Origin of the sequence: Shewanella violacea DSS12 (assembly GCF_000091325.1) — a bacterium.
Classification (GTDB): domain Bacteria; phylum Pseudomonadota; class Gammaproteobacteria; order Enterobacterales; family Shewanellaceae; genus Shewanella; species Shewanella violacea.
The window spans coordinates 3768288-3781386 of the sequence record NC_014012.1 but is presented as its reverse complement, the minus strand read 5'-3'; the positions used below and the strand labels follow the sequence as shown (position 1 = coordinate 3781386).

Below are 13099 nucleotides of genomic sequence, written 5' to 3'. Positions count from 1 at the left end.
GATCATTCAGATATGTTTTTCATCACGAGTTTCATCGAGCATCATTTAAAATTCCATGCTGAACACTTAGATGTTAGCTAAATTGGAAGACTCTTGATTTGAGAGCTTGCTTGATTTAAGAAAACTGGATCATTCAGATATGTTTTTCATCACGAGTTTCATCGAGCATCATTTAAAATTCCATGCTGAACACCTTAGCGCCAGCTAAAGCTAAATAGTTTTCTACTTTGATAATGCCATTGGGTTAATGACTCGATGGCATTTTTGTTTGTTGCTTACTCTTTATTCATTTCCTACTCCTTATTCGTTTTTTGTTCCTTCCTCATGCAATTTTTTATCTTAAGTCTCATTTTTATTGGATACTGTTTTTATATACAGTATAGTGGTGTGAGAGGGCTTCTTGCTGAGAGAGTGTTTACAAGAGTGTGTTGAAAACTGCTTTGAAAACTAATTTGAAGAAAATTATTCATATCGATATGGACTGCTATTTTGCCGCGGTCGAGATGCGCGACTTTCCTGAGCTCAGAGGTAAACCCATAGCTGTGGGCGGGCGCAGTGATCGCCGTGGGGTTATCAGTACCTGTAATTATGAGGCTAGGGTTTTTGGCGTTCGTTCGGCCATGGCCTCGGGCTATGCGTTGAAACTGTGCCCAGATTTGATATTAGTGCCTGGGCGCATGTCGGTGTACAAAGAGGTCTCAATACAGATCCGTGAAGTATTTGCTCGCTATACCGACTTGATTGAACCTCTCTCTCTTGATGAAGCTTATCTAGATGTCACCGACTGCACTCAATGTCAGGGCTCTGCTACCTTGATAGCTGAAGCTATCAGGCAGGAGATCTTCGAAGTCACAGGCCTCACAGCTTCTGCCGGTATTGCGCCGATTAAATTTCTTGCCAAGGTCGCCTCAGATCTGAATAAACCCAACGGACAATATGTGATAACCCCGGATATGATCTCCCCCTTCGTGAAAACCTTACCCCTGACTAAGATCCCTGGGGTGGGCAAGGTGACGGGTAAGAAACTTGAGGATATTGGCCTGAAAACCTGTGGCGATCTACAGGACTATCCCAAATCAGCTTTGATAGAGCGTTTTGGGAAATTTGGTGCAGTCTTGATTGAGCGGGCTCAAGGTATAGATGAGCGGGGCATCTCGCCGCACAGGGAGCGTAAATCTGTGGGGGTCGAGACAACATTGGCAAAGGACATCTATACCCTGGAACAGTGTCATGGGGTGATGCCTCAACTTATTCAGGAGTTGGCGGCGCGAGTGACGCGCAGCGCTAAAGATCGCAGTATCAATAAGCAAGTGGTTAAGCTTAAGTTTAGTGATTTTAAACAGACCACCATAGAACACAGATCCGATGAAATATCGGTGACGTTATTTTATGATCTGCTCGCACAAGCCTTGGAGCGTCAGCAGGGGAGAGGTATTCGATTATTAGGTGTGTCGGTGGGCTTAGCGAGTCAGTCGGCGGTTAACACTAGGGCGGCAGACAATGAAGTCAGAGAGTCGCAGATGGACCTAGGATTTTAAAGAAGGGCTGTTAACTAAGGATTTTTAAATAAGGTTTTTTAAAGAATGATTTTAAATAAGGATTTTAGAAGAAGTTGCTAGAACCTAGGAACTAGGTTCTAGCAAACTTGATTAATCTTTCTCTGGGATACGTTCCAGTACCGCTAACAGCAGCTTGTAGTATTGGCCTACTGTCTCTATGAGTACCTTCTCATCGGGACTATGTGGGTAGCGAATAGTCGGACCAATCGATACCATGTCCATCTCAGGATAAGGCTTCTTAAACAGCCCACATTCAAGACCCGCATGAATCACCATGATCACAGGTTTCTTGTTGTAGATGTCGTCATAGGTTTCACGAACTAGTGCCATCACAGGTGAGCTGTTATCTGGCTTCCATCCCGGGTAAGCACCACTGAACTCTATGCTAACACCGGCTAAGTTTGTCAGTGAGGTTAATACGCTTTCGACTTCTTCACGACCCGAATCTATCAGTGAGCGAATTAAGCAGAGAATCTCAACGCTTTGGGTTTCTGTGCTGATAACGCCGACATTTAATGAAGTCTCAGTAACACCTTCAACCTCATCACTCATGCGGATCACGCCATTTGGACAAGCATTGAGTAGATCAATCAGTATATTTTGAGTATCTTCGCTCATGACTTGCTTGGCTGCTGACACTTCGGCTAGTTCCAGTAACATATCTGGATCGGCAATGGCTAGCTCTTCCCTGATAAGCGCCTGAAATTCTTGGATCTGAGTCTCAAGTTTAGCGATGTTTTCAGCGGGTAGCATAAAGCTGATACTGGCTTCACGAGGGATGGCGTTACGCAGAGAACCACCGGTGAAGTCAGTTAATTCCAGCGCCGAGTCATCGGCGTAGTTAAACAGGAAGCGGGCCAGCAGCTTGTTGGCATTACCACGTCCAAGATGTATGTTCACACCGGAATGACCGCCTTTTAAACCCGATAGGGTCAAGGTGTATGTTGCATTGCTCGACTCCGGGGCTTGCCACACCATAGGCACACTGATTTGGGCGTCAACACCACCGGCGCAGCCCATGTAAATCTCGCCTTCTTGCTCTGAATCTGTGTTGATCAGGATCTCGGCATCCAGATAACCGGCTTCCAGGCCAAATGCGCCAGTCATGCCAGCTTCTTCATCGATAGTTAATAGGACTTCCAATGGGCCGTGGGGGATATCATCTGAGCCCAAAACGGCTAACGCAGACGCCATGCCTATGCCATTGTCAGAACCTAGAGTCGTGCCCTGAGCCTTAACCCAATCACCATCCACGTAAGGAACGATAGGGTCTTTCTCAAAGTCATGAAGCTTATCTGAGTTCTTCTGGGGCACCATATCAATATGGGCCTGCAGGACCACTGTCTTGCGGTTTTCCATGCCAGGTGTGGCAGGTTTCTTGATGATGAGGTTACCGACTTTATCTTCAACAACTTCAAGTTGCTTATCTCGTGCCCAAGCTTGAATGTGCGCGCTGAGTGCTTGCTCATGCTTAGAAGGATGTGGGATCGCACAGATCTGATCGAACCACTGCCAGAGTGCTTGAGGTTGTAGTTGGCTTATTGCTGTCACGGATAATTCCCCTTTAGAATACGACTTGGAGGCTAAATTTAACCGCATTCTATCACAGGTGAACAGCAAGATTTTCAGACTGATTGTTTACCTATGTAAAGGCTGATGTACAAAGTTACCAGAATATTTTATAAGCACTTGGCATCGGCTTAACTTAAGTGAATAATGCTAGCTAATAAAGCATTATAAAGTGCGTACAATAATAAAGTGTTCCTTCTTTAATTACACAGTTAAAACAATGTATTACCTGTGAGTTATAGAATGAAATCACACGATCTCACAAGCAGAAGGATGGTTCATGGCTCAGGTTAATTTTGTTGATGTACTCGATGGTGATGCAATCTTCGAAGGCAGTGGTTGGGATGCTTTGGTCATAGTGACCACAGATATCAGTAAATCTGGTTTCGATGAGGTGACCTTGCTGGCGGAACATGGCGCTAAAGTAGATAAGCGTGTTGGTCAATTGCCGACTCTATTATTTGCCCCAGGGCTCGCTGGTGGCCGCTTGATCATCTCACCGGTGAAGAACAGCCGAGATGATTTTGAAGATGTGCGTATCTTTGCCGATGCGGCGAGGGCGGGCATTAAGCTAGCCAAAGATGCCGGTGCTATTCGCCCTTTATTGGTTGTTGCTGCTGACAGTGATGCGCGCTATCAATTTTCCACCCAAGTCGCCGCCTTATCCTGTGGTCAGGAGTTATGGCAAGCCCTTGAGCGACGTGAAGTCAGTGGTGACACTCCCGCATTCGAGGCCATAGGTCTGTTTAATTCGACTCAAGCGAGTCTGAGTCTGAACGCCATAGAGGCGGGCAGAAACTTAGCCAGAGATCTATGTGGTACAGAGCCTGAGCGCATGTCTGCATCAGCCTTTGCCGATTATTGTGTCGCAGCCTATCAAGATTCCGGTCTCAAGGTTTGTGTGGTGGAAGACAGAGACGTATTGGAGCGGGATTATCCTCTGCTGAGTGCGGTGGGCCGATCATCATTTGCGGTTGCCAGACATCAGCCACGTGTGGTTAAGCTTGAGTATGTTGGCGAAGGCGAGATAGAGCATACCTATTTTTACGCGGGCAAAGGGGTTATTTATGATACCGGTGGCGCCGATATCAAGGTCGCCGGTGGTATGGCTGGCATGAGTCGAGACAAGGGCGGGGCAGCGGCAGTTGCAGGGCTAATGAAGACACTCTCTATGCTTAAGCCTAAGGGGATCCGTGTGGTTGCTGAACTTGGCTTAGTTCGTAACAGCATAGGCTGTGAAGCCTTCGTGACCGATGAGATCATCACAAGTCATGCCGGCGTTCGAGTCAGAATTGGTAATACCGATGCCGAAGGTCGCCTAGTACTGGCAGATCTACTTTCACACCTGAGGATCAAGGCCGAGAAATCCGTAAAGCCTGAACTATTTTCGGTGGCTACATTAACCGGTCACGTGGTGCGCTGTTTCGGTGGGTATACCGCCACCGTAGAAAATGCAGTGGCGAAGCAGGCGGGCGTGGCTGCTAGTATGGCCAACTTAGGCCTAGCCTGGGGCGAGCCTATTGAACAGTCCGTGTTGCGTCGTGAAGATTTTGCCAAAATAGTCGACCCATCCGGTGCGGCGGATATACTCTCATCCAATAATGGGCCGTCATCCGTAACGGCTCGTGGTCATCAGTATCCGGCAGCGTTTTTATTGGAAGCATCGGGTCTGAGTGCCCATGGTGTGCATGCTGATCTTCCTATGGCCTTCACCCATGTAGACATAGCAGGCAGTGCTACAGAAGGTCATCCGCTTTATGGCAGCCCGACGGCTACGCCATTGGTGGGTCTATATAAGTACATGACTAAAACTGAACAGTAATAAAAGTATATGGCTAATACATGATATAGGAATAATGGGCATCTATTATCGGTAACGGCTCGTGGTCATCAGTATCCGGCAGCGTTTCTGCTAGAAGCATCAGGCTTGAGCGCTCATGGCCTGAACTCTAATAAGCCTATGGCCTTCACTCATGTAGACATAGCAGGCAGTGCTACTGAAGGTCATCCGCTTTATGGCAGCCCAACGGCTACAGCATTGGTGGGTCTTTTTCAATACATGACTCAAGCAGAAAAGTAAGAAGTTATTGACTATATAAAGGCTCATGGGAACCTATACTCATGAGCCTTTTTATTTGCAGCATAGGGTCTGAGTGCTCATGGTCTTAGCGCTAATAAGCCTATGGTCTGACTCGAGAAACTGTTATCTGGGTATCTCTGAGTATGCCATCCACTTTAAACTTAGCATTGTGTCTATATAAAATAGATCTATGTGATTAGTGGGTCTATCCATGTCATATACTTACATATTATCTAGACAGATCGGATCTCACTGTGAATACCCGCAGTTTTTGTTGTTAATTTACACCTTTTATCTTCAAATAGACCCGTATTTTAACTTTTATTAATCTAGATCAAATAAAGGTTGTAATAAAACTACACTTATCTATAATGATGCCATTGATTAGGCAAACTGCCTCTTCCAATAAAGTCTATCCAGGAAGGATAATTCTCCAAGGAATCGAGCGACAAGTTGACTCTATCGTGTTTAATCTGCTTTCTAAGGCCCTAGGGCTGACTGCAAGTATGAATGATTAGAGTAATTTAATTACAACTTTGTTAGGAGTATTGACTATCTCTTATACTGGAATGCAATACGTTTATTGGCAAAATACTTGGTTTTGTACTAAGTCTTTGCAAGGCGGCTTGTTCCCGATGAGCTTCAAGGTCTAACCCTCCTTGTTGTTTCAGTTTCAAGGGCTGACTACCCTGTTATTTACTTCATTATTTTGAGTGATAGCAATCTAGTTACCATCCATCAACCTTATTCCCTTTTGGGAAAATTAGACTCAAGAGGTTTATTGTTAAGTCATTCAATTTAAATGACTGAATGATAATCCGGTGTAACTGTTAGCGCAGAAACTCTTTCCTTTCGGAACGCTTGAAATTAGTCGTTGCCTGCTCATTGAGCAGGCTTTTTTTTCGATTTTTTTTAGTGAACTATTTGTCATGATCTCTATGTTTAATTTTTAAAGCACAATGGCCAATCTACTAGTATCTAGTGCTGACTCCATCGAACAATTGTTATCTTGTTTGTTAATTACGTAAATAGCTTGTTTTTTGTTTGGTTTTAGCTGATTTTAAATTAAATATTGTAATTTAATTACAGAATGGGTATAATCTCTCTCGTTGGTTAGGCAATGATGCCTTCCACCTCTAAGTCTATCCAGGATGGATCATTCTCCAAGGAATCGAGCGACAAGTTGACTCTGAGATATCGCGTTTAGATTAACGCAATATCAAGTTTGACATAGAGTGAGTATTACAACTTTGTTTAGGAGTATTAGTTATGTCTTATACCGGAATGCAACACATTTATTGGCACAGCACTTGGTTTTGTACTGATGCTTTACGTGGTGGTTTATACCCGATGACGTTTAAGGATTAACCTTCCTTTTATAAGTAAATGTGTAGAGAACAAAAGGGCTGACTGCCCCTTCTATCATCTAAGTTAACCCCTTGTGATAGCAAGCTAGTTACCATCTATCGACCCTTTCCCTTTGGGGATATTTTGACCCAAGTTGTATATTGATGATCGTTTTTAAGCGAGTCAATATGCCAGTGTAACTGTTAGCGCGGAAACTCTTTCCATTTGGAATACTTGAATTAGTCTTTGCCTGCTCATTGAGCAGGCTTTTTTTTGCCTTTTATTCAGCGATGTTAACTATTTATAATGCGAGGTGGCGAATCTAATCCAGTCTAATCCAGTTTAAAACATTGCAGCCTTTCGGTGTTTACCTTTTCAGTGTTTGTCATTTAGTTGGATTTCACAGACTATATACATTCGGATCACATGTTTCAAAGCACTCATATTCAGGGATTGAGCGTCATGTTAGAAAAACTATTTAAACTCAAAGAGAATCATACGTCGTTAAAACAGGAAGCCCTGGCTGGGTTAACCACATTTCTGACCATGGTTTACATTATCTTCGTTAATCCTATGATGCTTGCCGATGCCGGTATGGATCATGGCGCCGTGTTTGTGGCAACGTGCCTAGCTGCGGCTATCGGTTGTTTGATCATGGGGATAGTGGCTAATTATCCAATAGCTTTAGCTCCGGGAATGGGCCTAAATGCCTTCTTTACTTATACTGTGGTTGGCGAGATGGGTTATACCTGGGAGACGGCACTTGGGGCGGTATTCTTATCTGGGATCTGTTTTCTAATCATCTCCTTGGTGAGAATAAGAGAGTGGATCGTAAACAGTATTCCCATGTCCTTGCGGCTTGGCATCGCCGCAGGCATCGGCTTATTTCTCGCACTGATTGGCTTGAAGAGTGCTGGGATAGTGGTAGCGAGTCCCACGACGCTAGTGACCATGGGAGATATCACTGGGTTTCCCGCCGTTATGGCTGCATTAGGTTTTTTCTTGATCATCGCCATGGTTCAGCGTGGTATGAAATCGGCTGTGGTGGTGAGTATTCTGTCTATTACCCTACTTGGTGTACTGTTCGGTGACGTGCAATATGCTGGGGTGGTTTCTATGCCTCCCTCCATCATGCCGACTTTTATGCAGATGGACCTAGCCAGTGTGCTTGAGATAAGTATGTTATCTGTGGTGTTCGCTTTCTTGTTTGTTGACCTGTTTGATACCTCAGGTACTTTAATCGCCGTAGCCCAGCGAGGTGGATTCTTGGATGATAATGGACGCTTACCTAGGCTAAAACGTGCATTAACTGCAGATAGTACGGCGACCATAGCCGGAGCCATATTAGGCACATCGACAACGACCAGTTATATCGAGTCAACTGCCGGTGTGAGTGCCGGTGGCCGTACGGGTTTAACTGCTGTTGTAGTTGGCCTGCTTTTCTTGCTCTCGCTGTTTATCTCACCCTTGGCAGGCATGGTGCCAGCCTACGCGACTGCCGGAACACTATTTTACGTGGCGATTCTGATGATGTCAGGCTTGGTGCATGTGGAGTGGGAAGACTTGACCGAAGCCGCTCCCGTTGTCGTAGTCTGTATCTTGATGCCACTGACATTTTCGATAGCAACAGGGATCGCCATGGGGTTTATTTCCTATGCAGTGATCAAATTAATGAGTGGCCGTTATAAAGATCTCAGTGTCGGCGTGGTGGTGTTAGCCGCACTTTTTATCGCGAAATTTATCTATGGTTAACAATTAGTGAGCTAAATTGAATATTGCATACTATCAAGGGATAGCGGCAAAAAATTAAAGGTCATACAGGGTATGGCCTTTTTTTATGTGTTTTATTCACTATTAACGGGTTTTAATGCTTCTTTTGCCGAGCTGACTACCATTTGTCCTCAGGATTGGGTATAACGCTAAGTTCGGCTCTTTTTTTATAATGATAATGAATTTAAGTGAGATTGGTTACCGCCGCGTAGTGGTAAAATTGGGAACGAGTGTACTGACGTCCGGCAGTAAGCAGCTGGATAAGGCACACATGGTTGAGTTAGCAAGACAGATGGCGACCTTGATGAAAGCGGGCGTCGAAGTTGTCTTGTGTACTTCGGGGGCGATCGCGGCAGGGCGAGAGCACTTAGGTTACCCGGTACTCCCCGATACGCTAGCCAATAAACAACTATTAGCGGCCGTGGGTCAGAGCCAGCTCATTCTAGCCTGGTCACAACTATTCAGTATTTATGGTTTGCATGTGGGCCAGCTGCTGCTCACTCGCGCCGATCTTCACGATAGGGAGCGCTACCTTAACGCCAGAGACTCGCTCAACGCACTGCTCGCTCATGGGATTATCCCCATCATCAATGAGAATGATGCGGTGGCGACCAATGAGATTAAGGTGGGGGATAACGACAATCTTTCGGCTCGAGCTGCGCTGCTTTGTGATGCAGACCTGTTGATCTTATTAACGGATCAACAGGGTTTATTCGATGCCGACCCCCGTTCAAATCCCGATGCCAAGCTTATTAAACAAGTGGTTAATATCGATGACAGCCTGCGCATGTTAGCCGGAGGCGCCGTGTCTGGTCTGGGAACCGGTGGCATGGCGACAAAACTACAAGCGGCGGATATTGCCCGCAGGGCTGGTGTAGAGGTGGTTATTGCCTCGGGTCATCATCCACAGGTGATACAAAAATCTGTTTGTAAGGTGCCCGTCGGCACTCATTTTACCGCGCTAGAAAATCCACTTGAGAGCCGTAAACAGTGGATCTTAGCGGGCCAGGCGACTAAAGGTAAACTGGTACTCGACCAAGGTGCAGTATTGGCGGTGACCCAGAAGGGACGAAGCTTACTCTCTAAAGGCATAATTGAAGTGCTCGGAGAGTTCGAACGCGGGGCGACTCTGCAGCTTATTGACCGTGACGGTAAAGAACACGCCAGAGGCATGAGCCGTTATTGCGCCAAAGATCTTATTAAAATAGCCGGGGAGCATTCAGATAATATCGAGTCTCTACTCGGCTATGACTATGGCGATGCCATAGTGCATCGCAACGATATGGTTGTTCTTTAAAACGACAATTAATGGATCTTAAGTTGGGGTCCATCTAAACAATTTAGGATGAAGAGACGTGATAGAGAATAACCTAGTAGATATGCAGGCACTCGGTCAGCAAGCCAAGCAGGCAAGCTATGCACTTGCGGGTCTAAATGGCCTTCAAAAAAAGGCTTTGCTGGAAGCGATTGCGGCTAAGTTGAATGATAAAAGTGATGTTATTGTCGCTGCTAACGCAAAGGATGTGGCGGCTGCGAAAGAGAATGGCCTCAATGATGCTATGGTCGATCGTCTGCTATTGGATGAGCCCCGCCTTAAAGCCGTGATTGCAGATATCGATAACGTGATAAACCTGAGTGACCCCGTCGGCACTGAGCTAGAGAGCCAGTTGTTGGACAATGGTTTGCGTCTGTCACGTCGTCGGGTGCCGCTTGGGGTCATAGGCGTTATCTATGAAGCGCGTCCTAATGTTACCGTGGATATTGCTGTCTTAGCGCTTAAGACTGGCAATGCTGTGATTTTGCGTGGCGGCAAGGAAACCTTGCAGTCGAATCTGGCCTTGAGTGAAGCTATTCGCGAGGCCGTTGTTGAGCAAGGGCTCCCCGCCGATGCGGTGCAGCTGATAAAAAGTTCGGATCGTAGCCTTGTATCGGCGCTGCTTAAACTGGATAAATATGTCGACATGATAGTGCCTCGCGGTGGTCCAAACCTGCAGCGTTTATGCGCCGAGCAGGCGACCATTCCTGTGATTTTGGGCGGCGTCGGCATCTGCCATCTCTACGCCGATAAAGATGCCAATATTGACAAGTCTATTCAAGTCATCGCCAACGCTAAGGTGCAGCGTCCTACCGTGTGTAATGCGCTGGATACGGCATTAATCCATAGAGATATCGCCGCTGAGATGTTACCTAATTTGTACCAGGAACTGGCAGCTTTAGGTGTGAGTTTTTATGGCTGTGATAGCGCTATCGCTATTGCAGAAAAGCAAGGGCTGACAATCGAGACCGCAACCGATGAAACCTATGCTCAAGAGTGGTTATCTCTGACCTTAGGCATCAAGATTGTCGATGATATGGATGGGGCGATAAGTCATATCAGAACCTATTCCAGTGGGCACTCGGAAGGGATATTAACCGATAATATTCACGCCTCGGCAGAGTTTATTAATCAGGTGGACTCGGCAGCAGTTTATGTTAATGCCAGTACCCGCTTCACCGATGGTGGCCAGTTTGGTCTGGGCGCCGAGGTAGCGGTGAGCACCCAGAAACTCCACGCTCGTGGTCCCATGGGGCTAGAAGCCTTGACCACTTATAAGTGGATTGGTGTCGGTGAATATACCTCTCGAAGCTAATTTTGTAGTGAGAAGTTGCTTGGAATGAAGCTGGGGCATTTGGGGGTTCATTTGATGTCGGGTAAAGGTTTGAAAGCTGAAACTTAATATCTATTTTTGATACGCTAATGTTTGTTCAAACTTCGTTTGAAATTAAAGTCGTGGAATTCCATTCCACACTAGGGTACGGAGGACTGCTCGTCCTCTTCAATAACATCCATGTTTAACATCCAGTTCGGTATCCATGCCTCTTTCAGAGAGGTCATTATCATGACCTTCACCCTTGATTCTTCATAAACCAAAGTACCATGACGCCCCGGCGAAGTTGTATTCCTACGTGTTTTTTGAAAATAGCTAACGCTTCCAAGCCCCCCGAAAGCTAGTCTCACATCCATGTGAGCCTTACACTATTTTCAGCAAACCACTTCGGCAACTTCCAACGGGGCCAGTGTAATCCTCAGGCGTGTTTGATTATGGTAGTGAAAGGAATCCGCTCGCCTCATTTATACGACGCCCTAAGTCGCATCTACACTTGGTTATTCAAAAGGTGGTTCTCTTTTCAAGTTGAATTTGCACGCTGGAGTTCTTTACATTCTGCTAACAAGTAAATAAAGTTTTGTTTGTGCTTTATCTTGGCTTGGAGGCCATGCAGTGAAAATTGAAGTGATTAATGAACAAGACTCGGTAGTTTTCGATGCGCTTATCGCGGGTCTTCGAGAGCATAAGTATGAACATATGGGGCCGGAAGAGACTCAGGCTTTGTCTGTGGTTGCTCGCGATGAGGATGACAAAATCATTGCAGGGGTCTCGGGACAGACGATTTATAGAAACTTCTTAATTGACGTCGTTTGGGTAGATAAAGGGACTCGAGGAACTGGTCTTGGGCGCAGATTAATGGAGCTCGCAGAAGCCGAGGCAAAGAAACGAGGTTGTGTTATTACTCAACTAGATACCTTATCTTTTCAAGCCCCAGCCTTCTATCAAAAGCTTGGCTTTGAGATTGTGGGAACAGTAGCGGGATTTCAAGGAAGCCCTGAACGGTATTTTATGCTGAAACATTATCAATAATTTGTAATTAGCTTCGAATGCAGTTTACTGGTTATGAGTGCATTAGTTAACTAGGTCCACTTTATGCCTATGTTGCAAAATCATCATGATACAAGGCTTGCCTAAGTCTTGTAAAAAGACCTTGCCTGCCGTAAATTTAATCAGGTTATATGGGGCTCTCTACAAAGTCATAGGTTTATTAATTGTGCATGAGCGTTTATAAGATCTGTGCCTATGGGCACAATTGCAGCTGCTATTAAGCATAGGGAAGAATCGTGCAACTCTCAGATGAAAGAATAAAACTAATGCCACTCGATAAATTAGATTGGGATTTTTTTTTAGAAATATTAACTTGCTCACCAATTATGCAGCATGTCTCTAAGCCTCTTACCTATGATGAAGCAAAACTCGCATTTGAAATAAGATCTCAATCTTGGGATATAAAAAGTGACTCATGGCTCACACTGCCCATCACCGAAATCGAATGTGGTGAAAAAGTTGGCTGGATAGCGCTTAAAATACTAAATCATGAGGCTAAAATCGCCGAAGTTGGCTTCATTTTAAAGACTAGCGTCCAAGGGAAAGGTATAGCCAGTGGTGCATTAAAGCTTCTCAAAGAGTATGCGTTTAAGGAGTTGAAATTGAATAAGTTAGTAGCATTTTGTTCAGTTCACAATGCCGATTCATATAAGTTATTGGAAAAACATAGTTTTGTTCGTGAAGCTTGTTTCAAACAAAGCATCTTAATTAATAATCAATATCTAGATACTTATGGGTATGGTTTGTGTCAATCTGATTTAAAACTAGCTGACTAATAAGTGCAAAAACCCTTGGCTGTGTTCGTCCCTCTAGCATTTAGCTAAGATCGCATTAAATTGGATTAGGCTTTTACCCCTTGGTATAAATTCACGACTTAGATTCACAATTCATACTCATGACCTAAGCTAATGACACAGATAATACCGACATTTATTTGTTAATCAGAGCTTTATAGTCAATATCCCGTCATCATTAGTGTTATTGGCTGTACTTTCGATGTTGGATAGTGTGATCTTCGTCACGCTTGTGTAACTTGTACATATTTGTGATTTCTTGATGAAGTATGTGGGGGTAGACTC

At 45.0% G+C, this 13099-nt stretch carries 9 protein-coding genes; 8 read left to right on the top strand and 1 reads right to left on the bottom strand.

Annotated features, from left to right (window positions below; all coding sequences use genetic code 11):
* Window positions 1–452: 452 nt before the first annotated feature.
* Window positions 453–1538, top strand: coding sequence for a DNA polymerase IV (gene dinB / locus SVI_RS15690; protein WP_013052592.1), 1086 nt, complete (start codon window positions 453–455; stop codon window positions 1536–1538).
* Window positions 1539–1649: 111 nt separating this feature from the next.
* On the opposite strand, the gene SVI_RS15685 is transcribed toward dinB, so the two are convergent.
* Complete coding sequence (locus SVI_RS15685; protein ID WP_041420019.1) at window positions 1650–3110, bottom strand: aminoacyl-histidine dipeptidase; 1461 nt, start codon at window positions 3108–3110, stop codon at window positions 1650–1652.
* Window positions 3111–3408: 298 nt separating this feature from the next.
* Between SVI_RS15685 and SVI_RS15680 the strand changes: the two genes are divergently transcribed.
* The 7 genes from SVI_RS15680 (at window position 3409) to SVI_RS15650 (ending at window position 12796) form a co-directional block, all read left to right on the top strand.
* Window positions 3409–4950, top strand: a complete 1542-nt coding sequence (locus tag SVI_RS15680; RefSeq protein WP_013052590.1) for a M17 family metallopeptidase — start codon at window positions 3409–3411, stop codon at window positions 4948–4950.
* 105 nt (window positions 4951–5055) lie between these two features.
* Window positions 5056–5208 (top strand): hypothetical protein, encoded by a 153-nt coding sequence (locus tag SVI_RS21570; protein WP_013052589.1) that lies wholly within the window; start codon window positions 5056–5058, stop codon window positions 5206–5208.
* A 1809-nt stretch (window positions 5209–7017) separates the two neighbouring features.
* Entirely contained in the window at window positions 7018–8307 is a 1290-nt protein-coding gene (locus SVI_RS15675; protein WP_013052587.1) for an NCS2 family permease, read from the top strand.
* A gap of 196 nt (window positions 8308–8503) precedes the next feature.
* Window positions 8504–9622: a glutamate 5-kinase gene (gene proB / locus SVI_RS15670; RefSeq protein ID WP_041420421.1), complete on the top strand. Its 1119-nt coding sequence runs from the start codon at window positions 8504–8506 to the stop codon at window positions 9620–9622.
* Window positions 9623–9704: 82 nt separating this feature from the next.
* On the top strand, window positions 9705–10955 hold the full coding sequence (locus SVI_RS15665; RefSeq protein WP_013052585.1) for a glutamate-5-semialdehyde dehydrogenase: 1251 nt from the start codon (window positions 9705–9707) through the stop codon (window positions 10953–10955).
* Window positions 10956–11585: 630 nt separating this feature from the next.
* A complete protein-coding gene (locus SVI_RS15655) occupies window positions 11586–12002 on the top strand; it encodes a GNAT family N-acetyltransferase (RefSeq protein WP_013052584.1) in 417 nt (138 codons plus the stop codon).
* A gap of 254 nt (window positions 12003–12256) precedes the next feature.
* Entirely contained in the window at window positions 12257–12796 is a 540-nt protein-coding gene (locus SVI_RS15650; RefSeq protein WP_013052583.1) for a GNAT family N-acetyltransferase, read from the top strand.
* Window positions 12797–13099 lie beyond the last annotated feature (303 nt).

What these genes read in the sequence shown, in the direction of transcription:
- SVI_RS15680 (WP_013052590.1), top strand. Translation starts at nt 3,409, where the DNA reads ATGGCTCAGGTTAATTTTGTTGATGTACTCGATGGTGATGCAATCTTC.
- SVI_RS15675 (WP_013052587.1), top strand. Translation starts at nt 7,018, where the DNA reads ATGTTAGAAAAACTATTTAAACTCAAAGAGAATCATACGTCGTTAAAA.
- proB (WP_041420421.1), top strand. Translation starts at nt 8,504, where the DNA reads ATGAATTTAAGTGAGATTGGTTACCGCCGCGTAGTGGTAAAATTGGGA.
- SVI_RS15665 (WP_013052585.1), top strand. Translation starts at nt 9,705, where the DNA reads ATGCAGGCACTCGGTCAGCAAGCCAAGCAGGCAAGCTATGCACTTGCG.